Here is a 26434-nt window from a genome sequence, read left to right on the forward strand (position 1 = left end):
CCGCGGGGCCGGCCCCCCCCCCAACCCGGTGGGGGCCGCCCGCGGGGTGCGCCCCGCCCTCCCGCCCCCCCCCCCCCCCGCCCGCGGGGGGGGGGGGGGGGGCCCCCCCCCCCACCGCCCGGGCGGGGTCCGTGCTCAGCCGGCCGCGCGGTAGGCCGCGCCCACCTTGTTGGGCGTCGCCCGGTTGTAGAGGCCGCTGCCGCCGCGGTCCGCGGAGAGGGTGAACCAGGCGTAGCGTTCGACGAAGGGCAGGCCCTGGAGCATGGCGGTCGACTTCGTGACGAACGCGGCCTGCTGGTCCTGCGTCGGGTACCTCGGGGTGCCGTGGGAGAAGTCGATCAGGGCGTACTCGGTGAGCCAGATCGGCTTCTTGTAGCGGTTGTAGACGGCCTGGAGGTAGCCGCGCAGCTGGCCGGTCGCGGCGTCGGCGCGGAAGTCCGAGCCGTACCAGTGCAGGGGGATGAAGTCGACCTTCTCGTGGCGGGCGGCGGCGCCCTTCATGAACTGGTCGAGCCAGCCGCCCGCGACGTCGCCGCCGCCCGCGACCGCGGGTGCCCCCAGGCGCATCCCGGTCGACTGGAGCCGCGGCCACAGGTCGAGGGCCCTGGCCGGGCTCATGTTCGCCTGCGCCGGCAGGTCGGGTTCGTTGAACCCGAGCAGGGTGCTGCCCTCCTTCCTGGCCGTGTTGAGCTGGGCGTCGGTCACCGAGGCCGCGCCCCAGATCATGGGGACGAACTCGACGCCGGCCGGCGGCCTGATCTGCTGGCGGTCCGAGGCCCAGGTGTAGAACCAGCCGGCCCTGACGTCGGCCAGTGCGCCGGTGACGTCGGGGAAGTTCCAGGCGCTGACGCCCTTCTTCTTCACGGCGGCGGACGCGTCGGCCGGGCCGGCGGCCGTGAGCCCGGTCAGGACCGCGAACAGCACGGGCACGACGGTGAACAGGCGTAGGCGACGGGACACCGTGCTCCTCTCCTCACGTGATCGCGTGGTCGCGGCCGTGGCCGTGGCGGGGCCGCGGGACGGGCGGCTCACGCGGTGGGCCCGAAGGTGACGGTGAAGCCCTTGCAGTGGCTGCACTGCTGCATCACCTTGTTGCCCGGCACCTGGTCCTGCTTGGACCAGGTGTAGGCCTTGGGGCACCTCGCGCTGAGCGCGCGGCTGTAGTCGCTGGGGGTGTCCCGGCTGGGGTTGGTGCACAGCAGCGGTTTGCCGTCCGGCCCGCGCGTCAGGTCGGCGGGCGGGCAGGCGGGCAGCAGGTTCGCCGTGCAGCCCCGCGTGTCGCAGCCGCCGCCGGGCGGGACGGTGGCGTTCACCGGGGTGATCGTGACCGGCAGCGAGAAGGCGTTCACGTAGCTCACGTCGTACCAGGGCGCGGCGCCGTCCTTGCTGTCGAAGTTGAACTCGGCCAGACTGGCGGGCTGTTCGCCCGTCGTGCAGTGGTCGGCGAACGCCCCGCAGTCGCCCACCCGGCAGTGGAAGGTGCTGCCGGGGGCGCCGCCGCACCCCTGCCGGGCGAAGAACTTGCCGCGCCAGTGGAAGGGGGCGGTCGTCTCGGGGATCGTCACCGTCGCCGACTGCCCGGGGGCCAGGACCGGCAGCCGGGCGAACTGCTTGGACCCGTCGGCGTTGACGCCGCTGCCGATCCACAGCGTCTGCGAGGAGTGGTTGACGAACGTCACCGTGTGGTTGACAGCAGCCGTCGCCGCCGTGCCCGCGGCCGCCGTACCCGCGGCCGCCGTGCCCGCGCCCGGGACCACGGCGGTCAGCACGGTGGTCAAGGTGGCGGCCACCGCGACGAGGAGCCTGGTCAGGAACCTGTGCATGGGGTCTCCGCTCTTCTCAGCAGGTCAGGTTGGCGCCGGGGGAGGTGCCGAGGATCTGGGCGAACCGCTGGTAGAGGTTGACCCGGTCCTGCATCTGGGCGGGGTTCCGGCCGTTGCACTCCAGGGCGCCGTTGATGCTGCGGATCGTCTGGCCGAACCCGGCGCTGTTGACCATCGCCTGATGGGGCGTCATGGAGCCGGGACCGGACTGGGTGTTCCAGTACCAGAGCGCGGTCTTCCAGGCGACCTGGGGGTCGGTCTGGACCAGGCCCGGGTTGTGGAGCAGGTCGATGTGCAGGGCGTCCCCGGCCGCCTTGTAGTTGAAGTTCCAGCTGAGCTGGAGCGGACCCCGTCCGTAGTAGGCGGCCCGCCCCGCGGGACAGCCGTAGGACCGGGAAGTGTCGCAGTACGTCGGGTAGTTGGCGGTGTTCTGCTCCACGATGTAGCGCAGGCCGCCGGTCTCGTGGCTGACGTTGGCGAGGAACGCCGCGGCCTCCCGGCGCTTGAGCGCGTCGTCCCCGGTGTGTGCGAAGACGGGGTAGGCGCTCATCGCACCGACCAGTGCCTCGTAGGTGTAGAACTGGTTCTTGCTCGGGAACATCCGGCCGAACTGGGCCTTGCTCACGATGAATCCGGCCTGCACCGCTGCCGCCGCCGGCGCGCCCGCCGCTCCGGTCGCCGACTCGGCGGAGAAGGAGACAGGGGCGGAGGCAGGGGTGGAAGCCGAGGCCGTGGTGGAAGCGGGCAGGGCGATCGCCGAGACGGCCGCCGCTGCCGCGGCGATCCTCAGGGCTGAGCGTCGGGCTGAGCGTCGAAAGGACATGGCTGGCCTTCCTCACGTGGTGACGGGTGTCCGGGTGGGGCGACAGGGGAGCGCCGCTCGTGCGGCGGTGGCCGCGCCGCGGCTGTCGGACGATCCTCCGGCGCAGCATCCCCGCAGACATCCGTGAGCCTCACGGAGATCCCGCAGCACCGTGCGGGGTCGGGACATGGCGCCTCGGCGAGCCGGGCGTGACGCGCGAGACGTTTGGCGCGGCACCCGACCTGGTTAAAGTCATGTACATGCTGATTCGGCAGATGGTTGGCGTGACCGGACGGGACGTCGAACAGGCCCTGCTGGAGGCCCTGGTCACCGATGTCGCGGCCGGCCGCGGGAGCAGCCTGCTGGTCGAGGGCGAACCGGGCATCGGCAAGTCCGCCCTGCTCGCCGCCCCGCTCGCCGCGGCCCGGGCCGCCGGCTGCGCGGTGCTCCTCGGGCACTGCGACGAACTGGCGCAACGGCTTCCGCTCTCGGCCATGACCCGACTCCTCGGCGTGCACCCGCCGTCGGCCGACCCCCGGCACGCGCAGGCCGCACCCGCCCGTCGATGCCCGCAGGCCCGGTCGGGCCGGGACAGGCACGGCCTCGCCACCGATCCCGTGACGGCCGCCACCGAACAACTCCTCACCCGCATCGACCGGTTGTGCACCTCCAGGCCACTCGTCCTGGCCCTGGAGGACCTCCACCGGGCCGACGAGGCCACCCTGCTGCTGTGGCGCCGCCTCTGCCGCACCGCGGCCCACCGGCCGCTGCTGGCCATCGGGACCTGCCGACCGGCCCCGAGCCGACCGGCCCTGGTGCGGCTGCGCCGGGAACTCCCGCCCCACGGCGGGCAGGTGCTCTCCCTCGACCGCCTGAGCGAGGCGAGCGTGACCGAGCTGGCCGGCGCACTGACCGGCGGGACCGCAGGGCCCCGGCTCGCCGCACGCCTCACCTCAGCGGCCGGAAACCCCCTGTACGTCAGGGAGTTGCTGAACGCCCTGGAACGCGCCGGATCCCTGCACCGCGCCGCCGGCACCGTCGAACTGCCCGCCGGCGGCCACCACACGGGGGAGCTCCGGGCGCTCACGGACGTGATCGCCGACCGGCTGGCCTGCCTCTCCGCCGACGCCCGGCAGATGCTGCGCCTCGCGTCCCTGCTCGGGCCCGCGTTCTCGACGGCCGACCTGACGGCAGCGGCGAGGGGCGGTGCCCTCGGCCCGACGGACGCGGCCGGCCGTGGCCGCCTCCTGGCGGCGGTGGACGAGGCACTGAGCGCGGGCGTGCTGGAGCCCGCCGGCACCCGGCTGCGCTTCCGCCACGCCCTGCTGCAGGAAGTCCTCCACGAGGCCATGCCGCCCGCGCTGCGCACCGGGCTCCTGCAGCACGCGGCACAGCAGCTGATCGCCGCCGGGGCGCCGGTGGAACGCGTCGCCGAGCTGATCCTGCCGGCCGTGCGGGACGCCGACGGCTGGGAGTGGAAGCGGGAGTGCGAGTGGCTCGCCGACAACGCGGCGCGACTGGCCGACCGGGCCCCCGGGATCGCCGCCGAGCTGCTCGAACACGCCCTGCGGCAGACGGACGCGCACGGCCCGAGGCACCACGTGCTGGCCGACCGGCTGGCGACGCTCTACTTCCGCACCGGCCCCGTCGAGCGCGCGGAGGAACTGGCCCGGACCATCCTGCTGGAGACCTCCGACCGCGAACTCGCCGGCCGGGCCCGCTGGTTGCTCACCAGCATCGCGCTGCGCGCCGGCCGCTACCAGGACGTGGAGGCGAACTGGCGCGCGGCCCTCGGCGACCCGCGGCTCGCGCCGCGCTGGCGCGCGGGGCTGCTGGCCCTGCTCGCGCTCGCCCGGGGCTTCCAGGGCCGGCTCGGCGGAGGCCGCGCGGCGATGGCCGAAGCACTCGCCGAAGGGGTGCGGCTCAACAACGCCACCACCGTCGGCTACGCCCTGAACGCGGGCGCCCTGATCCGCAGCCGGGAGGGCGACCAGCCCGGCGCCCTGGTCCTGGCCGACCTCGCACTGGCGCAGATCGGCGACGACCCCGAACCCGTCGACCTGCGGCTGATGCTGCTGGGCCACCGGGCCGTGGCACTGGACAGCCTCGGCCGCCCCCGGGAGGCGGAGGAGGCCCTGGCCCGCGCCCGCACCGTCGCCGAACGGACCGGGGCGACGCTGCTCTCCATGAACCTGGTCAGGATCGCCGAGCGGCACTACGAACACGGCCGCTGGGACGACGCGCAGGCGGTCCTGGACGAGGTCACCGACCTCCCGCAGGGCCGCTGGCAACTCGCCCGGCACAGCCTGCACACGCTGATCAGCGCCCGCCGCGACAACCGGCCGCAGACACCCGGGCACCCGGAAGCCGCGGCGACGCCGGACGACGAGGCCGCGCCGCCGACCTGGCCCGTGGCGGCCTCCTACCGGATCGTCGCCCGCAGCCTCGTCCTCGAACGCACCGGCCGGCCCCGCGAGGCCCTCGACGTGCTCGCCGTGCTGCTGGCCCGCGCCCACGAGTACGACGTCCGGAGGCACCCGGAGTGGCTGGTCGCCCTGGTCCGCCTGGCCCTGGCCGTGGACGACCGGGGCACCGCCCGCGCCGCGGCGCTCGAGAGCCGGCGCAACGCCCACATCGAACCGCTGCCCGCCACCCGGGCCGCCGCCGGATGGTGCCAGGCACTGCTGCACGACGACCCGGACCGGCTGCGCGTCGCGATCGACCACCACCGCGCCGCCGACCGGCCCCCCGACCTCGGCAACGCCCTGGAGGACCTCGCCGTGCTCCGGGCCGCCTCCGGGGACCGCGCCGCGGCCCGCGCCGCCTTCGGCGAGGCCCTCGCGCTCTACGCCGGGCTGGGCGCGGTCTGGGACGCCCGCCGCGCCGCCGCCCGCCTGCGCCCCTGGGGAGTGCGCGCCGGCATCCGCGGGCCGCGCTCCCGGCCGGCCTCGGGCCGCGGCGCCCTGACCGCGACGGAACAGCGCGTCGCCGACCTGCTCGCGCAGGGGCTGTCCAACCCCGACATCGCCGCGATGCTGCTGCTCTCGCGCCGCACGGTGGAGACCCACGTCTCCCACATCCTCGGCAAGCTCGGCGTCCGCTCACGCCACGAGGTCGCCGCGGCCACCGCAGAACAGCCACCGGGGCCCAGCCACCGCCCCGCGGCCCGGTGACCACTCGCCGCGGGGTGTCGCCGAGGTCTGCGTACGCCTGGCACGCGACCTGACACAGGGACGGGGCCGGGGACCCGCGTTCGAACTCGTTCTCGGCCCCGCTGGCCGGAAGGGGCCATGGACGATTGCGTCCATCCGAAAGCCCTTCCACCCGCCCTGAGCTGCGACGAAGCTAGTGATCGCCGCCAGGGAGCACCCCTTCCGGGAGGCGGGCCGAACGAAGCGTCACCGCGGGACGCGAGCCGGACCCACATCGCCGATCCCTCGTCGCCCAAACAGGCACGAGGGCCGTACCGCCGCCGTACCGCGCAGGTCTGCCCACAGCCCCCCGACCGCTGCTCCTGCAGGGCAGCCGTCCACGCCCGGCTCGCGGGCGCCCGCCCACCGACCTCACCCCTTCCTCACGCTTGCGGAGTGCACCCATGTCCTCGAAGACCTCGAAGCTGCTGCGCGTCACCCTGGCGGCTGCGATCGCCGTGTCCGGCGCCGTCGTCGCGACGACCGTCACCACCACCACCGCCACCGCCGCGCAGGCTTCCTCGGTCGGCGGCCAGATCACCCGCGCCGAGATCATCGAGCGCGCCCAGTTCTGGTACAACAAGAGCCTCGTCTACAGCCAGGGCGGCTCCGCCCTCGACTCCTCGGGCCGCTCCTACCGCACCGACTGCTCCGGCTACGTCTCCATGGCCTGGCACCTGGGCAGCAGCCCGAACACCCAGGGGCTGGTGGACGGTGGCTTCACCAGGGAGATCAGCCGCAGCGACCTCAAGGCCGGCGACGTCCTCAACTCCTACTACAACCACGTCCTGCTCTTCGAGAAGTGGGACGACGCCGCCCACACCAAGTTCTCCTACTACTCCTTCGGGTCCACCCCGGTGAAGCACATCACCGGCGTCTCGATCGACGCGGCGAGGATCGACGGGCACCCCAACGGCGAGTACAAGGCGCTGCGCTACAAGAACGTCGTCGAGGACTCCACCCCGATCCCCGCTCCCGCTCCGGCGTGGAAGCCGGCCGTGGGTGACGGTGGTTCGGTGACGGGTGCGGACGGTACGGCTTACACGTTCAGCCGGTCCGCGAACGGGCACGTGCAGATGACGGCGCGTCTGGCGGGCGGTGGTTGGACGACGGCGGACCTCACGAACGTGGTGGGAACGCCGGCGGCGGCGGGCGGTTCTCCGGCCGCCTTCGTGCAGACCAACGGGACCGTCGGCGTGGTGACGGCGAACGCGGACAACGGGCACCTGCAGATCACCTACCGCTCGGCGGCCGGCACCTGGGCCACCAGCGACCTCACCAACACCGTCGGCACCCCCACCACCGGCGGTGCGGTCAGCGCGAGCACCGACCCCGACGGCACCTTGGCGATCTACTCGCGGGGCTCGGTCAACGGCAACCACCTGAGCCTGACGGCGCTGCAGCCCAACGGTGCGTGGGCGACCGTGGATCTCACCAACACCGTCGGTACTCCTGCTTCTGCGGGCGGTGCGCCGTCGACGTTCACGCAGACCAACGGGACGGTCGGTGTGGCCACCGCCAATGCGGACAACGGGCACCTGCAGATCACCTACAAGTCCGCCGCGGGCACGTGGGCGACCTCCGACCTGACCGGTACGGCCGGTACTCCGGTGACGGACGGTGCGGTCAGTGCGAGCACCGACCCCGACGGCACCTTGGCGATCTACTCGCGCGGGTCCGTGAACGGCAACCACCTGAGCCTGACGGCGTTGCAGCCCAGCGGTGCGTGGGCGACCGTGGACCTCACCAACACCGTCGGTACTCCTGCTTCTGCGGGCGGTGCGCCGTCGACGTTCACGCAGACCAACGGGACGGTCGGTGTGGCCACCGCGAACGCGGACAACGGGCACCTGCAGATCACCTACAAGTCCGCCGCCGGCACGTGGGCGACCACCGACCTGAACACCCTCGTCGGCACCCCGGCCACCGACGGCGCGGTCAGCGCGAGCACCGACCCCGACGGCACCCTGGCGATCTACTCGCGCGGCTCCCTCAACGGCGGACACCTGAACCTCACCGCGCTGCAGCCCAACGGTGCGTGGGCCACCGTCGACCTCACCAACACCGTCGGCACCCCCGCCAGCTGATCACGGCCACCAAGCGGCGTCCGGAACACTACCCGGGCGCCGCCCCGGCCCGAGGCCGGAACCCGTCCGGAAGCGCTTCGACAGCTGGTCCCGCCCGTGTCCTTCCCCACGCCCGGCCACCGACGGAAACTCGCCGGCCCCGCCATCGCCACGGCCGCCGCGGTACGCGAAGCAGCCGACAGCCCGGCCGCCCCTTCGGGCGTCCGGTGACGGGCGGCCCCCTCGGCCGACCGGTGATCCGCCCGGCCGGTCGGCGCTGGGGGTCGGTGGTGTCACGTGAAGCCGGCGAGCGCCCCCTTCCCGTTGTCGAAGGGCCGGCGAGCCGGCGGTCAGGCGTCGAGCACCTGGCCGTCGCGCCGGACGACCGGGCCCTCCGCCGACCACGGGAACTCGATCCAGTCGTCGGTCCTCTTCCACACGTACTCGCACTTCACCAGGGAGTGCGACTTCTCGTAGATGACGGCGGAGCGGACCTCGGCGACGTGGTCGAGGCAGAAGTCGTGCACCAGCCTCAGCGTCTTGCCGGTGTCGGCGACGTCGTCGGTGATCAGGACCTTCTTCTCGGTGAAGTCGATCGCCGCGGGGACGGGAGCCAACATGACGGGCATGTCGAGGGTGGTGCCCACGCCCGTGTAGAACTCGACGTTCACCAGGTGGATGTTCTTGCAGTCCAGCGCGTACGCGAGACCGCCCGCCACGAACACGCCGCCGCGGGCGATGCTCAGGACGAGATCGGGCACGTAGCCGTCGTCGGCGATCGTCTGCGCGAGTTCGCGCACCGCCCGGCCGAAGGTCTGGTAATCCAGGATCTCGCGCACATCAGTCATGGCGTTCAGTGTCCTGGACGGCGGGCCGGGCGGCGAGCGTCGGCACGCTGAGGGCCGGGAGCGGCCGGGAGCGGCCGGGACCGGCCGGGGCGGATCGTGCCCGGCCGTGCGCGCGGCCGGGCACGGACACGCCGAGGGGCCCGGTGCGCGGGGTGTGCGCACCGGGCCCCTCGGCCGTGGTCCTGTTCGGCCCCGGGTCGGTTCGTGGCGTCGGCGGGGCGTGCAGTCGTGCAGTCGTGCCGGCGGGTGACCGGCGGGCCGCTGCGACCGGTCAGTAGTTGTGGTGGATCTGCCAGTAGGCCCAGGCCTGGTTCGGGCTGCCGTAGCGGCCGTTCATGTAGTCGTAGGCCCACTTGATCTGGGTGGCGGCGTTGGTCTTCCAGTCGGCGCCGGCGGAGGCCATCTTGTTGCCGGGCAGGGCCTGGCCGAGGCCGTAGGCGCCGGAGGAGGCGTTGGTCGCGGTGACGTTCCAGCCGCTCTCGTGGGAGATGATCTGGTTGAAGGAGGCGAGCTGGTCGGCGGGGACGATGCTCGCGGCCAGCGCCTGCGGCGTGGTGGCCGAGGCGGCGGTCGGGACGACGGCGGCGCCGATCGCGGTGATGCCGACGGCGGCGGTGAGCAGGGCGGCGGACTTGCGCATGCGGGTGGAGATCACGGGCATGTGGGAGTTCGACCTCAATCGTGGGGGTGCCTCGTCCTGCGGCTCGGCAGGCCCAACAGGGCCGGCGGGCGGGAGTCGGCACCGGGGCGGTCACGGGTGGTGACCACCTGGCGGGAGTTGCGGCAGCGGATCGAACCGCCGCCGCAGCTGGCGACTGAGCCATTGTTAGCGGGGTCGGAGGCCGGGTCCAAGGGGTGCCCGCTACGACGCGGCGTCGTAGCGGATCCGGGCGAACACGCGCGTCGGACGCGGGCCGCTACCCGTCGCCTCGATGGCCAAACCAGGACAGATCCGAACTTTTGCGGTGATTTTCACCGGTCTGAGCTGGGAAAACAGCGGAGGCCCGGCCGCAGACACGGAATGGTGGCGGTGACGGCGGCCGCCCGGGCCGGGGCCGGCTGCGGAGTGGAGGGGCGGTCCACTAGGAAGGGTAGGAGGTGCGTGGAGCGCGTGAGAACCGTCACGGGCCCCCGCGCCCAGGCACTCGCCCCCAAGGGATCCAGCTCACACCGCTGTGACTGTCGGTGACGAACCGGTGGCGCGGGCCGGGTGCCGTGGTGGCTGTTCAGGCTGAGGCGCACCTTCGAGTGCGATTCCTTGTGGATCAGGGGGCCGGTGGGGGTGCCGGAGATCGTGTCGTCGCTGTCGAGCGTCCACTTCTCGATGGGGTCGGTGTCCGGGGGGAAGCCGAGCCGGCCCGCCTATGCTGACCGGGTGAGATCGACGGGTGAGCAGGGGCCGGGGCTGCGGGCGGATGCCGTGCGCAACCGTGCCCGGGTGCTGCAGGTGGCGCGGGAACAGGTGGCGGCGGGGGACGACTCGCTGCAGCTGAACGCCATCGCGCGGCTGGCCGGGGTCGGCGTGGGGACGGTGTACCGGCACTTCCCGAACCGGCACGCGCTGTGGGAGGCGCTGCTCGTCGAACGCTTCCGGGAGCTGGTCGAGGAGGCCCGGGCCGCGGCTGCGGACGAGGATCCGCTCGCGGGCCTGCAGAGGCTGCTGCGGTTCACGCTGGCGCGGGCCCTGGAGGACTCCGGGTTCGCCGCCGTGCTGGAGTCGGCCGCCGACACGGACGCCCGGACCGTCGAGCTGAAGCGTGAACTGGACGGTGCCACGGCCCAGTTGCTCGACCGCGCGCGCCTGGCCGGCGCGATCCGCCGGGACGTCGGGCCCGGTGACGTGCGCCGGCTGCTCTGCGGGGTCGAGCACGCGCTGCGCTCCGGTGAGCACGGGCCCGAGCGGACCGAGGTGTATCTCGGCGTCCTCGTCGAAGGCCTGCGTCCTCCGCGCTGACCCTCCGCGCTGACCACCTCCTCCGGGCAGTCCGGGGCTGCCTCGGCGGCCCCAGAAAACGGATAGCTATCCGAATCGTGTGCTAGCGTCCCGCATGAAAACGGATACTAATCCGTTTCGAGGAGCTGAACGCACGGAATCGGAGGGTGGGCCCATGGAGCAGCGGGCTGTGGTGACGGCGGGGACCGGGGGCATCGGACTGGAGACCGCGGTGGGGCTGGCGGCGCGGGGGCTCGCCGTCACCGTCGTCGGGCGGGACCCGGAGCGCGGCGCTCGCGCGGTCGAGCGCATCGCCGCCGCCGCGACCGGCGGCAGGCCGCGCTTCCTGGCCGCCGACCTCGCCTCACTCGACGAGGTGCGCACCCTCGCGGCCCGCCTGGCCGCCGAGGGGCCGCTGAAGCTCCTGGTCAACAACGTCGGCGCGATGTTCGCGCAGCGGCAGCGGACCGTCGACGGGATCGAGGCCACCTTCGCCGTCAACCACCTCTCGCCGTACCTGCTGACCGAGCTGCTGCTCGACTCCCTCCGGGACGGCGGACCGAGCCGGATCGTGAACGTCAGCTCGTCGGCGATCGGCCTCGCCAGGCGCACCTTCGCCGCCGTCGAACCGCCGGGCGGCTACTACGGGTTCCACTGGTACGGCCGGGCCAAGCTCGCCAACCTCGTCTACGCCCTGGACCTCGCCGAACGCCTGCGCGGCAGCGGGGTCGCCGTCCTCGCGGCCGACCCGGGCGGCGCCGCGACGGCCATGACCGACGGCACCATGACCTCGCCCGCGATCGTCTCCCCGCCGCTGCGCCTGCTGTGGCCGCTGGTCCGCCGACGGTTCGAACGCTCCACCGCCGGCCCGGCCTCGCTGGCCGCACGTTCCTCGATCGCCGCCGCGACCGACCCCGCCCTCGAGGGCCGCACCGGACTGCTCATCGGTCCCGAGGCCCACCCCGTACCACTCTTCCGCGGCAGCACCGACCCGCGCACGGCTGCCGACGTCCTGCGCCTCAGCCGCCGGCTGGCGCCGACGGGAGGCTGACGGTCGGCGGGCCGTCTCGCGCGGCAGCGGGTGGCCGCGATCCCCTCCCGGATGAGCGTGCTCGAAGCACGCAATCTGTAGTACGGTGCATATGCGTGCTCGAAGCACGCACTTTCAAGCGCCGACACAAGAATCCCAAGGGGACCGCCATGACCACCGCCAGCACCCGCGCCGACGCCCGCACCGCCCTCACCGACCTCCTCCTCACCCCGGGCCTGGACCTCGACGAGGCCGCCGACCGGCACTTCGCCCCCGACTACCGCCAGCGCACCGACGGCGAGTGGGCCGACCGCACCGAGTTCCTCGCCCACATCGCCCACCTGCGCACGGTCGTCGCCGGCGGCTCCGTCGAGGTCCACGACGAACTCTCCTCCGGCGACCTCTACGCCGACCGCCACACCATGACCATCACCAAGACCGACGGCTCCACCGTCCGCATCGAGGTCTACCTCTTCGCCGAGTACGCCCCCGACGGCCGCTTCCGCCGCATCGAGGAGACCACCCTCATGCTCGAAGGCGCCGACCACGACCGGAACCTCGGCAGCGCCCGCTGAACGGCCCTCGCCCACCCGGCGCCCCGACGACGGCGCGCCCCGCCCTGCCCCGCGCACGGGCGCGCCGCCGCCGGGCCGCACCGACCCACCAGTGAGAGGAAGACGTTGTCATGCTCGACGTACTCGTCGCCGGGGCCGGCCCGGTAGGGCTCTGGCTCGCCGCGGAGCTGCGCCTGCACGGCGTGGAGGTGACCGTCGTGGAACGCCGGACGGCACCGGACGGGCGCTCGCGCGCCGTCGGCATGCAGGCCGGCACGCTGGACACCTTCGCCACCCGCGGCCTCGCGGAGCGCTTCATCGAGCGCGGCACCCCGGTGCCGACCGGCCACTTCGGCGCGGCCACCACCCGGCTGGACTTCTCCACCGTCGGCGCGGTGCACCCGTTCATGCTGGGGCTCGGCCAGTCCGTCACCGAACGGCTCCTGGAGGAACACGCCGTCGCCGTGGGCGCCCGGGTGCTGCGCGGACAGGAGGTCGTCTCGCTCACCCAGGGGCCGGACGCCGTCGAGGTGGTGCTGCGCGCCGACGGCGCCCACCGGACCGTGCGGGCCCGCTGGGTGGTCGGCTGTGACGGCACCCGCAGCGCGGTGCGCCAGGCGGCCGGCATCGACTTCCCCGGCCAGGACACCACCATGACCGGATGGCTCGCCGACGTCGAACTCGCCGCCGGACCCGACGCCGGACCCGCCGTCGAACCCGACGGTCCGCCCACCGCACCGCCCACCGCACCGCTCGCCGCCACCGGGCCGGCCGGTTCGTTCCTGGCCGTCCCGATCGGCGACGGCGTCCACCGGCTGGCGGGACTGTCCACGGCCACCATGCACCGCGGCACCGGCGAACCCCTGACCCTGGAGGAGGTGCGCGAGCAGACCCGCGCCCTGCTGGGGCGGGACCTGGCCGTCCGCAACCCCCGGTGGCTCTCGCGCTACGGCAACGCCACCCGCCAGGCCGCGCACTACCGGGCCGGACGGGTCCTGCTCGCCGGGGACGCGGCGCACATGTTCTTCCCCGCCGGCGGGCAGGGCATGAACCTCGGCATCCAGGACGCCGCCAACCTGGGCTGGAAACTGGCCGCCGTCCTCCAGGGCCGGGCACCCGACGCCCTGCTCGACAGCTACGAGGCCGAGCGGCGGCCGGCCGCCCGTGCTGTCATCGACAACACCCGCGCGCAACTGGCCCTGTTCGCGGCGGCGAGCCCGGAGCAGATCGCGCTGCGCGAGGTCTGGTCCGAGGCGCTGGCCGACCCGCGGACCAACCGCCGGTGGGCCCGCCGGATCGCCGGCTTCGACGACCCGCTGCCCGCCACCGCACCCGGCGCACACCCGCTGACCGGCACCCGGCTGGCGGGCCTCGCCCTGGCGGCGGCCGACGCGCCCACGCCCCACCCGCTGATGCACCACGGCCGGCCGCTGCTGCTGGACCTCGCCGGGACGCGGACGCCGTGTCCCGCGCCCGGGCCGGACCGGCGGACGGTGGCCGTCAACGCCGGGGAATCGCACCCGCTCTGGCGGGACGTCACCGCCGTCCTGATCCGGCCGGACGCCCGGATCGCCTGGGCCAGTACCGAGGCCGACCCACAGCGCCGGGCCGCGGACTGCCTCACCGCCCTGCGCGGCCTGTGTCGCTGAACGTGGCGGGGTGAGCCCACTGCCGTCCCCGCTCCGTCGGTGTCAAGGGCTCGGCGGGGGAGGGCGGCGGGCGCGAAGAGCCGTGGGGTCCTGCCCGTCCGGTCAGCCCAGCGACGCGCTCGCCGCCCGCAGTTCGTCCAGGGCCGCCAGGGCGCACCCGGCGAGCCCGTCCTCGGCGCCGCGGTCGTCCTCGGCCCACTCGGCGTACCCCCGCTTGAACGCGAGGACGCCCAGCTCTCCCGCGAGGGCCGCCGTCGGGCCGGGCACGCCACGGGCGAGCAGGGCGGTCGTCATCGCGGCCGCGAGACTGACGGTCTTGAGGGCGTCGCGCTCCTGGAGCTCGGTGCTGGCGGCGACGGCCGCCTTCAGGCGGGGGGCGAGTTCGCGGCTGCCGGGGCCCATGGCGGTCGAGGCGCGCTGGAGACCGGCGGCGACGGCCTCGAGCGGGCTGGCGGTGCAGGGCGCGTCGGCGATGCCCTCGGCCAGCAGCCGGCTCAGCGTCTCCTGCCCGGCGACCAGCAGTTCGCGCTTGTCGGGGAAGTGCCGGAAGAAGGTGCTCTTGGTGACGCCGGCGCGCTCGGCGATCTGCGCGACCGTCGTGGCGTCGTACCCCTGCTCCGTGAACAGGTCGACCGCGGCCACGACGAGGCGTTCACGCGCACCTGGTTCCCATCGACCCATGGGCTCAGCATAGGCGACGGGACCCTTGTCCCGTTGTGATGGGACTCTTGTCCCGTCACTGCTACAGTGACGGGACAAGAGTCCCATCACTTGTGGAGGGTTTCCATGCGCGTCTTCGTCACCGGCGGCACCGGTCTGATCGGGTCCGCCGTCGTCGCCGAACTCCTCGGCCACGGCCACACCGTCCTCGCGCTCGCCCGCTCCGAGGCCTCCGCACAGGCCGCCGGGGCGGCCGGCGCCGAACCGCTGCGGGGAGGCCTCGCCGACCTGGACGTCCTGCGCTCCGGCGCCGCCCAGGCCGACGGCGTGATCCACCTGGCCTTCGGCAACGACTTCAGCAGCCCCGAGGCCCTCGCCCGCAACATCGCCGAAGAGGCCGCCGCCCTCACCGCCCTCGGTGAGGAGCTCGTCGGCACCGGCCGCCCCCTGGTCACCGCCTCGGGTACGCCCTGGGTGCCCGGCCGGGCCTCCACCGAGGCCGACCCGGTGCCGACCGACGGGCCGGTCGGCGGCCGCGGCCGCACCGTCACCGCGATCCTGGGCCTGGCCTCCCGCGGGGTCCGGAGCACGGCCGTCCGCCTGCCGCGCACGGTCCACAACGAGGGCGCGGGCGGGTTCGCCGGTCTGCTGACCGACATCGCACGCCGGAGCGGAATCTCCGGCTACACCGGCGACGGCACCCAGCGCTGGCCCGCCGTCCACGCGCTCGACGCGGCCGTCCTCTTCCGGCTCGCCCTGGAGCGGGCGGATGCCGGCACCGCCTGGCACGCCGTCGCCGACGAGGGGGACGGCATGCGGGACATCGCGGCCGTCATCGGCCGACGGCTGGGCCTGCCGGTCGAGTCGGTGCCGGAGGAGACCTACGGCCCGCTCGGCCCGATCTTCAAGGCCGACCAGCCCTCGTCCAGCGCCCGCACCCGCCAGGCGCTCGGCTGGGAGCCGAAGCACCCGGGCCTCCTGGAGGACCTGGAGAACGTCCAGCCCTGACCGGCGACCGGCAACCACCCGTGCCCATAGGGCACTTCACGTCCACGACACGCAGGAGGCCCCACCATGCCGACAGTCGTCTTCGGCGCCCGCGGCAACGTCGCCCGTCACGTGGTCGACGGTCTGCTGGCCGCCGGCGAGCAGGTCAGAACAGTCAGCAGGAACCCGGCCGCGGGGGTGCGGCCCGGGTGCGAAGCGGTCGTCGCCGACCTGGGGCGTCCCGAGACGCTGCCCGCAGCGTTCGACGGCGCCGACAAGGTGTTCCTCTACGGGATGCTCGACCCCCAGCAGCCCTACGACATCGACGAGGTCGTCGCGGCGGCCGCAGCCGCGGGGATCCGGCAGGTCGTCCTGCTCTCGTCGGTGGCGGTCGTCCTTGACCCCGACGCCGGCCACCCCGTCGCCCGCCTGAACCGCAGCATCGAGCAGGCCGTCCAACGCTCCGGCCTGGACTGGACCTTCCTCCGGCCGGGGACGTTCGCGGCCAACACCCGTACCTGGTGGGCCGATTCGATCCGCACCGACGGCGTCGTCCGGCTGCCCTACCCGCGCGCACAGTCGGCACCGGTGCACGAGAAGGACATCGCGGCGCTGGCGGTGACCGCCCTGACCGAGCCGGGCCACTCGCACCAGGCCTACACCGTCCACGGGGCCGAGTCCCTGACCCTGCAACGCCAGGTCGAGCACATCGGCGAGGCCATCGGCCGCCGCATCCGGGTGGAACACGTCACCGAGGAGCAGGCCCGCGCGGATGTCGCCAGAACCATGCACCCGGTCGTGGCCGGGGCGATCGTGAGCCAGTGGGCCGCCGCCGACGGCGTCGCGGCCGTGACCTCCGCCATCGCGGAGAAGGTCACCGGCGCCCCGGCCCACACCTACGCCCAGTGGGCCGCCGACCACGCGGACGACTTCCGCTGAGCCCTCCGCGGGACCACGGGAAGAGGGCCGGAGCGGCCGGAGCCGCTCCGGCCCTCTTCCCGTCGCGCCGGGCGCCGTAGGAGACTCCCGTACGCGATACCGATCCCGTGTGTGCGTGTGGGGGAACCGTGGACCGTGTGCCGGGCGCGTACGAGGCGCCGCTGTTCTCGGCGGGGCAGCCGCAGTCGGAACGCGGTTTCCTGATCCACCCCAGGTACTGGCCGCACGCCGAGCCGGCCTTCCCGTCCGTCCTGGACATCCTGACCCGACACGGGGTCGACCCCGGCGCCGCCCGCACGCGACACGGCCTGGTCGTGGGAGCGGACCTGACCGCGGATCAGCTCGCAGCAGTCCGGGCCGACCGCCAGGTCGAGTACGTCGAGCGCGACTGCGTCGGCGGCGTCGCCCGCTACCAGCGCGTCCCCGCCTCGGCGCGTGTCGTGGGCCAGTACTCCGTCGCCGTGGCCGACGACTGCGACCTGGGCGCACTGCTGGCCCGACTGGACGGCACCCTGCTGCACGCGTACGACGAGATCCACACGTTCGCCGCCCGGCTGACCGACCGCCAGCGCGACCTGCTCCGCCGCGACCCCGAGGTCTTCTCCGTCGGCGACGACCAGTGGGACTCCGTCGACTGACCCCGACACCCCCGACCACTCGCGCCACGATTCCTCTGCTGGTGGGACACGGTTCGATCACATGCCCTCGCCGCCGCTCACGGATGCGCAAGGGTGGCGCCGGCTGTCCGCGCACCACCACCAGAGGAAGAACGTCCTTCATGAGCAACCCCGTTCAGAACGACTCCAAGCGCCCCGTCTACCGCAGGGTCCGCTTCGTCGCCCCCGCCGCCCTGATCGTCGGCATCGCCGTCGGCGCGGCGGGAGGCGCAGACAAGAAGAACAGCACCCCGGCGGCCGCGCCCACCGCCACCGCCACCGTCACCCTTCCCGCTGCGGCGGCCAAGGCTCCCGCCCCGCTTCCCGCCGCCACCGTCACCGCCACCATGACCGTGACCGCCGAGGCCCCTGCGGCCCCCGTGGCGCCGAGCACGCCGGACAAGCCCAAGGGCGACACGATCGGTGGCGACGGCAGCTACGAGGTCGGCGTCGACGTCCAGCCCGGCACCTACAAGAGCAAGGGCCCCAAGGCCGGCGGCATCGGGATCTGCTACTGGGAGCGCAACAACGGCGGCGACGGCGTCGGCTCCATCATCGCCAACGACAACGTGCAGGGCCCCGCCACCATCACCATCAAGTCCGGCGACAAGATCTTCAAGACGACCGCCTGCCAGGACTGGGTCAAGACCGGCTGACCCGAGAACCAAGCCCCCCTTCCGCCGGATCCGGCGGCGGCACAGGCCTGCGCTCGGCCGGCCTGTGGCAGGGCCTCGAACGCCGCCGGGTCCTGGCCCCGGAGCCCGGACCGCCCTCCCGACCGCCCGCGGGAGCCGGCCCGCTTCCCGGGACGAGCGGGAACGTCCCTGGGACGCCGGGACGGTGGAGGGACGGTGCGGCGGGGCCCCAGAGTGGGGGCACATCCATTGATCACGCACCAGTCCGGAGAACCCCCATGCGTTCCGTCACCCGCAAGGCCGCCACGATCGGCGCCACCCTGGCCCTGGCACTGTCGGGCGCGGTCCTCGCGGCCGCCCCGGCCTCCGCCGCCACCAGCTGCTACGCCAGCAGCTGCACCGGCCTGGACCCGGCCAACACCACCTGCGCCAACGACGCCATCACCGTCTCCACCGACGGCCCGCTGGAACTGCGCTACAGCCCGTCCTGCCGGGCCGCGTGGGCGCGGGACAGGAACGCGGTCGTCGGTGAGTCCGTGGCGGTCCAGAACCACCCGGGCCAGGCCAGCGACTACTCCACCACCACGTACTCGGGCGGCGCCATCTGGAGCGCGATGGTCAACGACAAGGACATCCAGTCGCAGGCCAGCTCCACCTCCACCAAGGGCTGGTACCGGACCGGCTGGTACTGATCGGCCGTACCCGCCGCCGTACCCGCCGCCGCCCCCGCCCCCGCCCCCGTTGGGCGAGGCGCGGGGGTGACGGCGCTTCCCACCGACCTCGACGGCGATCCGTTCGAGGACACTGCGGTCGGGCTCCGGAACCCGCCGTCCACCGACCGGCCAGGCGGTCGGAATCCTGATGCCCCGCCGCGATGCTGCGCCCGTGCCGAACGTGCACGGGCGCAGCATCGCGGTATTTGCGGCGGTACGGGCGGTAGGTGCTGGCGGTAGGTGCTGGCGGCCCACCTCACCGACCCCCACGTCGACGCCCGCCCGCGCCGGCGGCCCGCCGTTCCGGCCCCGCCCGCACCCGGCACAGGCCGCCGGCGCCCCGCGTCCCGACCTGCCGGAGGAGCACGACGGATCCGACCGGGCGGCCCCTGCCCGGGCCGTGTCCCGGGCAGGGAGCGGTCGTTGGACGCTGCGGCGTCTGCGGCTGTCGCAGAGTACGGCGACGGAGGGCATGCGCAGGCCCGCCCACCCGCGGCGCACCGCCCATTCCCTGCCTACACGAAATGATGATCGACATGCCGAGGCTGCCCTGGATCCTCATGTACCACTCCATCGATACGGCAAGATCCGACCCTCACATGATCTGCGTCTCCCCGGCGCAGTTCTCGGTGCAGATGGAATGGCTCTCCCGGCAGGGCTTCCGGGGGGTCAGCATGGCCGAGCTGATGCGGTCCAGGGATCCTGCCGCAGAGAAACTGGTCGGGCTGACCTTCGACGACGGCTTCGAGGACTTCCTGGACAACGCCATGCCCGTCCTCGACAGGCATGGCTTCACGGCCACCGCTTTCGTCATCGCCGAGCGGCTCGGCGGCTACAACGACTGGGACTTCTCCAGCGGCGCCGACAAGCGGAAGATCATGTCGGTCGAGCAGGTGAGGGAGCTGGCCTCCACCACCATCGAAGTGGGCTCGCACAGCCTCACGCACCGGCACCTGCCGGAGCTCTCCGACAGCGAGGCGGAGGCCGAGATCGCGGGGAGCCGGATGGCCCTCGAGCGGATCATCGACAAGCCGGTCCTCGGCTTCTGCTATCCGTACGGCTCGGTCGACGCCAGGATCTCCGCGATGACCCAGCAGGCCGGGTACCGGTACGCCTGTGCCACCAAGGCGACGATCCGGCCGTCGGGCCATTCGATTCCACGCTGCTTCGTCGGCGAGCGCGACACGCCCCTGCGGCTCGCGCTCAAGCGGGTTCGCCACCTCGCCATCGCCCCGCGATGAACCAGAAGAACAGTATCCGCATCCGAACCAGCGCCGCCATGGAGCAATAAGAATGAGGATCCTTCATATCATCACCGGTCTGGCCGCAGGCGGAGCAGAACAACAACTACGGCTCCTGCTGCGGAACATGCCGGCCGAATACCACTGCGAGGTCGTCACCCTGGAGAACCCGGGGGCGGTGGCGGAGGGGATCCGACAGGACGGCACCCCGGTCACCCACCTGGCGATGCGAGGGAACCGGGACATCGCCGCACTGTTCAAACTGACCAAATTCATCCGCCGAGGACGCTTCGACATCGTCCACACCCACCTGTACCGCTCCTGTGTCTACGGCCGACTGGCAGCCCGGCTCGCCGGGATCCCGACGATCGTGGCGACCGAGCACTCACTCCTGAAGGACACGATCGAAGGGCGCAACACGACCGCCGGAGTCAGGCTCCTGTACACCGCGACGGAGCGGCTCGGAACCTGCACCGTGGCCGTTTCCAGTGCGGTCTCGGACTGCCTGGGCAACTGGGGGGTCCCGTCCCAGCGGATCCGGCAGATCGCCAACGGGATCGATGCGGCCGCCTTCGCGACCACACCCGACGAACACGCGAAGTCCCGGCGGGAGGTGCGCGCGCGCCTGCGGATCCCGGCCGACTCCTTCGTGATCGGCGGGGTCGGCCGGCTGGTTCCGGGCAAACGGTTCGACGTCCTCGTCGACGCACTGGCCGCCATGCCGGACGTGCTGCCGGACGGCCGGGTGCCGTGGCTGCTCCTGGTGGGCGCGGGACAGCAGCTCGACGCCCTGACCCGCCAGGCCCACGACGCGCAGCTGGCGCACCGCACCCTGTTCCTCGGCGAGCGCGACGACGTGTCGCAGCTCCTGACCGCCATGGACGTCCTCGCGGCCCCGTCCATCGTCGAGACCTTCGGACTGTCCCTCCTGGAAGGCCTGGCGGCCGGCCTCCCCCTCGTCTACACGAGCGGGCCGTCACTGGCTGAACTCCCCCCTCACCAGACGGGACACGCCTACTACTCGCCTTCGGACGGCCGCAGCTTCGCCTCCCGCCTGTGCACGGTCGCCGCGGACTGCGCACCCCCCCTGGCGCCACCACCGGTCGTGGGCATGTACGACATCTCCCAGGTCGCCGACGAGCTCACCAGCCTCTACACCGACCTCGCCGCGCGCCGCTGATCCCCCGGTGGGTCGTACCCGACGGCAAGTTCGGCACCCTGGAGGCGTACCCGCTGTTCGACCACTTCACCTTCGACGTCTACGACACCTCGGCCGGGGACCGCTACGTCGGCGGTGGCGATGCCTACCACCCGGTAGGCTTCTGCTACAACCACTGGGCGAAATAGGAGAGTTCAGCGCATGCGGCGATCGGGCCGGCTCGCGGGTACGGTACTCCTCCTCACTGCGGGCCTTGCGACCGCGTGTACCAGTGGTGGCGACGCTGCGCCCAGAAGCGGAGACGGGCCGTGGGTGCTGGACGGACTCGCCGCAACGCAGGCCGGCGTGCCCATCCAGCGCAGCATCGACCTCCTGCCCTCCGAAGGGGCCGCGAAGATCCTCGGGGTGGCCGAGATCTCGGGCACCGACGTGGTCCTGTGGGTGCGGGGCGGAGTCTGCCAGGTGGCGCTCCTGCCGGACTCGCTGACCGAGCCGACCGCGACGGCCCCGACGGCTGTCGGGGCGCCGCGGCCTGCCGGTCACGCGGGTTCGTCGGACGCCCACCAAGAATTCCCCGGGACCGTCCTCGACGGGAAGTACACCGCGGCGTCCGCTCAGTTGCAACCCTTCCGATTCGCGACCGTCGGATGCTCAGAAAAGGCGATGTCGGTCAAAATAGAAGGGGTTGGAAACTCGCTTCCGGCGAAGAAGTCCGGTGATTCACTGCAGCTCTGGCGAGAGGGTCAGAACGCGGTGCTCGCTGTCGGCCTTCCCGAGGCAATTCACGGGCCGGCTAACTGACCGTTTCAGAATGCCGCTCGGAGCCGTCGGAGGCAGATGATGCTGCAGGCGAGTTCGAGCAGGCCCTGATGGAGGTCGGCGCGTCGTTCGTAGCGGGTGCGGAGTCGCTTGAACTGGTGCAGCCAGGCAAATGCACGCTCTACCACCCACCGGGTCTTGCCCAACCCGGAACCGTGGGCGACGCCGCGTCGGGCGATCAATGGTTTGATGCCGCGCTTCCACAGCAGGCGACGGTACTTGTCGAAATCGTAGCCTCGGTCGGCGTACAGGCGCCGGGGCTTGTGTCGGGGGCGTCCGCGCAGGCCCCGGATCGGTGGGACGGCGTTCAACAACGGGAGAAGCTGGGTGACGTCGTGGCGGTTGCCGCCGGTGAGCGTGACGGCGAGCGGGGTTCCGTGGCGGTCGACGATCAGGTGGTGCTTGGAGCCGGGGCGGGCGCGGTCGACCGGCGAAGGGCCGACATGGTCTCCCCCTTTGAGGGGGCCCGGACGTGTGAGGCATCCACGGCGCAGTCGTCCAGGTTCAGTGAGCCCGCGCGGCGCAGTTCGGTCAGCAAGGCGTTGTGCAGGCGAGGCCAGACGCCGGCCTCCGTCCAGTCCCGCAGACGGCGCCAGGCCGTGACTCCGGAGCAGCCCACGGTCTCGGCGGGGACGTCGCGCCAGGCAACGCCGGTCCGCAGCACATACATGATGGCGGCGAGGACCGCCCTGTCCGGGACACGGAGTCGCCCTGGATGGCGGCGGCGGCGCGCGGGAGTGGGTGGCAGTAGCGGAGCCACCCACTCCCACAGGCCGTCCGGAACAAGATCGGCACGCACCCGGGACACCCTGCCGACCAAGATCGCCGATCGCAAGACCCGCAGCACAACTCGTTCCGGAACGACAGAGCTGGAAGAGGATGTGCGAGCCGTGGATCTCCGGCATGCCCACGTGATGGGTGTTGCTGTTTGGATCACGGGCGGGTCCGGGTGGCAGCCCGGACCCGCGCGGTGCGGTGATCGGGCTTTCACTGCGGACCCGCCGTTGCACGGTCCCTAGGACTTGGCGTCCGAGCCGGCCTTGGTCTCCGAGCCGCCCTTGGCGTCCGAGCCGGCCTTGTCGCCCTGGTTCAGCATGCCGCCGAGGGCGCTCAGGTTGCCGCCGCCCGCGGCCGGTGCTGCCTTGCCGGCGGCGTCGACGGCGATCTGGGCCATCTTCTGCAGGTGTTCGGTGGCGGTCTTCAGGGCCTCCTGGGCGCGTTCGCCGGCGGCCTTGTCGTTGCCGGCGGCGGCTTCGATGCCCTTGGTGAGCACCTGGCTCATGGTGCTGAGACCGCTCATGTCGCGGAACAGGTTCGCGGTGGTCATGGTCTCCACCGCCTTCAGGCCGACCGGGTCGGGCATGGCCGACAGCTGCGAGTACTTCGCCTGGCTGGCGCCCAGAGCGGCCACCGTGGTGTCGAGGTCCTTCGCGCGCGTTCCGGTGGCGACCGGCGCGATGTCGGCCGGTGTGATCTGGATGGGCGAGTCCTTCCAGTTCCAGAAACGGGTGAGGTCGATCTTCTCGGCCGAGTTGGCCCGGCCGAGCACGGCCTCGGCGAAGACGCCCTTGGTGGCGATGGCGATCGTGTTGGTCACCGGCGCCCCGAACGTGGCGTCGCCGGGCTGGCGGGCCTTCGTCCACGCCTCTCGTTCCTGCTCGCTGCCGAAGTTCCACCGGAAGCCGAGGTAGTTGCCGGTGGCGGCGATCGGCTTCGGGTCCAGCAAGGTGCCGAGCAGGACCGGTGCGGCGTTCGAACCCGCCGGCGTGTACGAGTAGTTGGCGAGGATGCGGCTGAGCGTCAGCTCGTCCGCGTTGGCCCAGACGGCCTGGCTGTAGTGGCGGCGGTTGTCGTTCAGGTGGTCCAGGACCGTCTGCGGCACGTTCCCGCCGCGCACGTGGAAGCCGAGCGACGCGATGTAGGTGCGGGTGCCGGACCTCACCGTCGAACCGAACAGCCCGCAGATGGCCGCACCGCCGGCGTCCTCGGTCATGTCGGGCGCGGCGGTGGTGGTCGAGGCGATCCCGAAGTTGGCCACGCCCGAGTCCATCGTCAGGCGCAGCCCGGCGAGGCTGCCACGGGCGGCCGTGCCGAACCAGGCGTCGACGGAGAGCAGCTTGTCGGCGCCTCCGAAGGTGTAGGACGCGCGTTGCTGCACGCCGGAGCCGCGGGTGTCGCCGCAGCGGAAGACCTGGCCCTGGAAGACCACCTGGATGGTGCGGATTCCGGCCTCGTCGTACCAGACGTCGATCTTGGACGCGTAGGGGGAGTCGGCCTTCGGCGGGGCGTCGAAGGCTATCGGCGCGTCTCGCTCCACGGTGAGGAGCCGGAGAATGAGCCCGCTGTTCAGAAGTGCCCAGTGGTCCCCGCTGGTGGATGTGACGAAGTCCGTCACCGACGAGAGGTCGGCAAGGATCTGGTGCTTGGGAGGGGTCCAGGTCGTCGCGCCGGCCTCGACCACCACGGCCTTGCCGTTGGCGGTGATGCCCCAGAGCGAGCCGTCCGGGCCGGCGGACAGGCGCTTCACGTTGGGCGCCGGGGTCCGTTCCGTCCAGGTGGTGCCGGTGCGCTCCCAGGTCCGCCCCTCCCGGCAGTACCACACCTTGTCCTTGCCGACGACGGCGACGTCGTCCGCCGTGATTTGCAGGTTCAGCGATGTGCCGTTCAGGTCGCGCCGGTAGATCGAACTGTCCATGCCGATGAGGTAGAGCGTGCCGTCCGGACCGCATGCGAGGCTCCGGCCCGCCCAGCCGTTCGGGTCACGCCGCCAGGCCGTCCCGTCGAAGTGCACGACCTCGTTGTCGGCCCTGATCGCCCACACGATGCTCTTGCCCGGTGCGATGCGGATCAGCTCACCGTCCAGCCCGGTGGTGGGCAGCGGGTTCCACTGCCGGGCCACCGGATCGAACCGGACCGGGGTGCCGTCGAACCTGCGCACCCCGTACACGCCCATGGCCGAAGCGGCGATGTCGGCCAGCTCCACCCCGTCGAAGACGGCGCCCCCCGGTGTCTCCGGCGCCGTGCACGCGTCGAGCTTGCGCACGGTGGTGTCGAACGGGTTGGCGGCCCGGATCTTCGCCGCCCAGTCGGTCGGCGCCACCGACGCGAGCACCTCCTTGTACCGTTGCAGGCTGGTGTAGTTGAAGGTGAGCTCCTGCAGCGGGATGAACAGACAGCGCTCCAGCTTCGTCGGCTTGGTCGTCACGTTGTAGACCTGGACGACCTCGTAGTACTGCACCGACATCGCGTGCATGTGGTTGTAGTTGGTGACGACCCGGGTGACGACCTGGTCCTTCTCCGACTGCGTCGTCTCGCGCACGACCGTCATGTTCCGGCTGCGGGCCGCGGTCGCCACCTGCTGGGTCCGCTCGCTGATGCGCTGCGTCGCCTCGGCCGCGACCGACTTCACGCCGGTCGAGCGCGACACCGAGGTCGCGAAGCCCGAGTTCGACGAATCACTCCAGTTGCCGCCGGCGCCGAGGCCGAAGAACGCGATTCCGGCGCTGCCACCGGAGCTGGACGACCTGCTCGACTGCGACGACCTGGACGTGCCGAACTGCTCCTCACGAGAGATCGCGTTCGCGACCTCGCTGATCGACCGGTTCTGGTCGCTGGTGCCGGACAGCGTGTCGTTCTCGGCGGTCGTCTCGGTGCCGGTGGCCTTGGTGCTGCGCTGCCAGTCGACGACGGCGACCTTGGTGCTTTCGCCGGGCGCGAGCGCGAGGCTGTGCAGTAACCGCCCGAGCGTGACGCCCTGGGCCGACCAGGTCTGCTCCGTCGTGACGATCATGCCCTCGGCCGGGCGGTCGTAGAACGGCAGGTTCTCCTCCCCGAGGTCGATGGCACCGGTCAGCTTGCGCGCCGGCTTCGCCCCGGGGATGTCGGTGAGCACCACCGAGCGGTATCTGACGATCTCCACCGGGTAGTTGCCCGTGGTCGGAAGCAGGTCCTTCGGCGTCGCGCCGTCGAGCATCGCCTTGTCGATCTCGTACCCGGGCGACGTACCGGCGGGGGTCGTCGTGCTCGCCGGGGGCGTCGCCGGTGTGGTGGCAGGTGTTCCGGTGCTCGGGGTGGTCATCACGATTCCCGTCTGCGAAGAAGATGAGGGAGATGCCGGTAGGGCCGCCAGGACGTGGAGCACCTGACCCCTAGGCGAAATGACACCTTCCGGACCGCTCGAAACTACACAGCCCGATCACAACAGCGGCACACTTCAACGAACTTGGCCAGAATCGGCGCCCGACTCAACGGCCCTCCGGCAGCGCCCGCCGCATGAACTGTTCACCCGCGTACCCGGGTGCCGGACCTCAGCCGCGAGCACCACATGCCCGCTGACCACGAAGCGCAGCGCCTACACCCGGCGAGGCCGGAGAACATGCGGCCTGGTGCCCTCCAGGACGAACGGGGTCACAAAGTGTCACCAGTCACCACGCCTTGTCATCCGCAACGGAGACCAGCGCGGCCACCAGCTCCCGTTCGGCCGAGGTCAGCAACACCTGCCTTCAGAATCTCCGAATCTCATTCTGAAACGATCAGTAAGAGGTCGTTTTCATCTTTTTGGCCCGGATACAGGGCGATTCTCGAAGTGCGCGGGCATGGTGCGGAAGCGACTGTAGATGCGGCTGAGGTCTGCAGGTCGGACGGGGGTGCAGGTGGGGCGGGGTGCGGTTTGTACCTGTCTCATCCCAGGATGTCCGGTCTTCGCGGCTGTCTGCTTCCCGGCGCCGGT

General features: G+C 72.4%; 22 protein-coding genes. 14 read left to right on the top strand and 8 right to left on the bottom strand.

Annotated elements, in window-relative coordinates; translation table 11 throughout:
- Positions 1-135: 135 nt before the first annotated feature.
- The 3 genes from ACIA8Q_RS12745 to ACIA8Q_RS12755 all read right to left on the bottom strand — a co-directional run bounded on the left by ACIA8Q_RS12745 (position 136) and on the right by ACIA8Q_RS12755 (position 2646).
- Positions 136-960, bottom strand: coding sequence for a glycoside hydrolase family protein (locus ACIA8Q_RS12745; RefSeq protein WP_360215299.1), 825 nt, complete (start codon positions 958-960; stop codon positions 136-138).
- A 68-nt stretch (positions 961-1028) separates the two neighbouring features.
- The gene (locus ACIA8Q_RS12750; protein ID WP_396317157.1) at positions 1029-1823 is read right to left on the bottom strand and encodes a thaumatin family protein; all 795 of its coding nucleotides are present in this window, start codon (positions 1821-1823) and stop codon (positions 1029-1031) included.
- Positions 1824-1839: 16 nt separating this feature from the next.
- Positions 1840-2646 (bottom strand): chitinase, encoded by an 807-nt coding sequence (locus tag ACIA8Q_RS12755; RefSeq protein WP_396317158.1) that lies wholly within the window; start codon positions 2644-2646, stop codon positions 1840-1842.
- A 239-nt stretch (positions 2647-2885) separates the two neighbouring features.
- Between ACIA8Q_RS12755 and ACIA8Q_RS12760 the strand changes: the two genes are divergently transcribed.
- Both ACIA8Q_RS12760 and ACIA8Q_RS12765 read left to right on the top strand, forming a co-directional pair.
- Complete coding sequence (locus ACIA8Q_RS12760) at positions 2886-5798, top strand: helix-turn-helix transcriptional regulator (protein ID WP_396317159.1); 2913 nt, start codon at positions 2886-2888, stop codon at positions 5796-5798.
- Between the two features lie 422 nt (positions 5799-6220).
- Positions 6221-7903, top strand: coding sequence for a hypothetical protein (locus ACIA8Q_RS12765; RefSeq protein WP_396317160.1), 1683 nt, complete (start codon positions 6221-6223; stop codon positions 7901-7903).
- A gap of 329 nt (positions 7904-8232) precedes the next feature.
- On the opposite strand, the gene ACIA8Q_RS12770 is transcribed toward ACIA8Q_RS12765, so the two are convergent.
- Positions 8233-8730 (bottom strand): phosphoribosyltransferase, encoded by a 498-nt coding sequence (locus ACIA8Q_RS12770; RefSeq protein WP_360215317.1) that lies wholly within the window; start codon positions 8728-8730, stop codon positions 8233-8235.
- A gap of 271 nt (positions 8731-9001) precedes the next feature.
- Positions 9002-9391: a transglycosylase SLT domain-containing protein gene (locus tag ACIA8Q_RS12775; RefSeq protein WP_360215320.1), complete on the bottom strand. Its 390-nt coding sequence runs from the start codon at positions 9389-9391 to the stop codon at positions 9002-9004.
- Between the two features lie 714 nt (positions 9392-10105).
- Between ACIA8Q_RS12775 and ACIA8Q_RS12780 the strand changes: the two genes are divergently transcribed.
- The 4 genes from ACIA8Q_RS12780 to ACIA8Q_RS12795 all read left to right on the top strand — a co-directional run bounded on the left by ACIA8Q_RS12780 (position 10106) and on the right by ACIA8Q_RS12795 (position 13896).
- Positions 10106-10684: a helix-turn-helix domain-containing protein gene (locus ACIA8Q_RS12780; RefSeq protein WP_360215323.1), complete on the top strand. Its 579-nt coding sequence runs from the start codon at positions 10106-10108 to the stop codon at positions 10682-10684.
- A 154-nt stretch (positions 10685-10838) separates the two neighbouring features.
- Positions 10839-11714, top strand: coding sequence for an SDR family NAD(P)-dependent oxidoreductase (locus ACIA8Q_RS12785; RefSeq protein ID WP_396317161.1), 876 nt, complete (start codon positions 10839-10841; stop codon positions 11712-11714).
- Between the two features lie 149 nt (positions 11715-11863).
- The gene (locus ACIA8Q_RS12790) at positions 11864-12268 is read left to right on the top strand and encodes a nuclear transport factor 2 family protein (RefSeq protein ID WP_396317162.1); all 405 of its coding nucleotides are present in this window, start codon (positions 11864-11866) and stop codon (positions 12266-12268) included.
- A 110-nt stretch (positions 12269-12378) separates the two neighbouring features.
- Positions 12379-13896, top strand: coding sequence for an FAD-dependent monooxygenase (locus ACIA8Q_RS12795; protein ID WP_396317163.1), 1518 nt, complete (start codon positions 12379-12381; stop codon positions 13894-13896).
- Between the two features lie 102 nt (positions 13897-13998).
- On the opposite strand, the gene ACIA8Q_RS12800 is transcribed toward ACIA8Q_RS12795, so the two are convergent.
- Complete coding sequence (locus ACIA8Q_RS12800) at positions 13999-14577, bottom strand: helix-turn-helix domain-containing protein (RefSeq protein WP_360215335.1); 579 nt, start codon at positions 14575-14577, stop codon at positions 13999-14001.
- A gap of 105 nt (positions 14578-14682) precedes the next feature.
- On the opposite strand from ACIA8Q_RS12800, the gene ACIA8Q_RS12805 reads away from it, so the two are divergent.
- The 8 genes from ACIA8Q_RS12805 to ACIA8Q_RS12840 all read left to right on the top strand — a co-directional run bounded on the left by ACIA8Q_RS12805 (position 14683) and on the right by ACIA8Q_RS12840 (position 21687).
- Positions 14683-15564: an SDR family oxidoreductase gene (locus ACIA8Q_RS12805; RefSeq protein WP_360215338.1), complete on the top strand. Its 882-nt coding sequence runs from the start codon at positions 14683-14685 to the stop codon at positions 15562-15564.
- 66 nt (positions 15565-15630) lie between these two features.
- Entirely contained in the window at positions 15631-16482 is an 852-nt protein-coding gene (locus tag ACIA8Q_RS12810; RefSeq protein ID WP_360215341.1) for an NAD(P)H-binding protein, read from the top strand.
- A 128-nt stretch (positions 16483-16610) separates the two neighbouring features.
- Positions 16611-17120, top strand: coding sequence for a protease inhibitor I9 family protein (locus tag ACIA8Q_RS12815; RefSeq protein WP_396317164.1), 510 nt, complete (start codon positions 16611-16613; stop codon positions 17118-17120).
- A 140-nt stretch (positions 17121-17260) separates the two neighbouring features.
- Entirely contained in the window at positions 17261-17794 is a 534-nt protein-coding gene (locus tag ACIA8Q_RS12820) for a hypothetical protein (protein WP_396317165.1), read from the top strand.
- 257 nt (positions 17795-18051) lie between these two features.
- Positions 18052-18465, top strand: coding sequence for a DUF2690 domain-containing protein (locus ACIA8Q_RS12825; protein ID WP_360215350.1), 414 nt, complete (start codon positions 18052-18054; stop codon positions 18463-18465).
- A 620-nt stretch (positions 18466-19085) separates the two neighbouring features.
- Complete coding sequence (locus ACIA8Q_RS12830; RefSeq protein WP_396317166.1) at positions 19086-19727, top strand: polysaccharide deacetylase family protein; 642 nt, start codon at positions 19086-19088, stop codon at positions 19725-19727.
- Positions 19728-19779: 52 nt separating this feature from the next.
- On the top strand, positions 19780-20907 hold the full coding sequence (locus ACIA8Q_RS12835) for a glycosyltransferase (RefSeq protein ID WP_360215356.1): 1128 nt from the start codon (positions 19780-19782) through the stop codon (positions 20905-20907).
- Positions 20908-21198: 291 nt separating this feature from the next.
- Positions 21199-21687, top strand: a complete 489-nt coding sequence (locus ACIA8Q_RS12840) for a hypothetical protein (RefSeq protein WP_396317167.1) — start codon at positions 21199-21201, stop codon at positions 21685-21687.
- Between the two features lie 5 nt (positions 21688-21692).
- On the opposite strand, the gene ACIA8Q_RS12845 is transcribed toward ACIA8Q_RS12840, so the two are convergent.
- Positions 21693-22504, bottom strand: a protein-coding gene (locus ACIA8Q_RS12845) for an IS5 family transposase (RefSeq protein WP_396317168.1) whose coding sequence is annotated in 2 segments (ribosomal slippage) — positions 21693-22153 and positions 22153-22504 — 813 coding nt in all. Because the reading frame shifts where the segments join, the coding sequence is not laid out codon by codon here.
- A gap of 216 nt (positions 22505-22720) precedes the next feature.
- Complete coding sequence (locus ACIA8Q_RS12850) at positions 22721-25783, bottom strand: hypothetical protein (RefSeq protein ID WP_360215359.1); 3063 nt, start codon at positions 25781-25783, stop codon at positions 22721-22723.
- Positions 25784-26434 lie beyond the last annotated feature (651 nt).

This window comes from Kitasatospora sp. NPDC051705, assembly GCF_044453265.1.
Lineage (GTDB): Bacteria > Actinomycetota > Actinomycetes > Streptomycetales > Streptomycetaceae > Kitasatospora.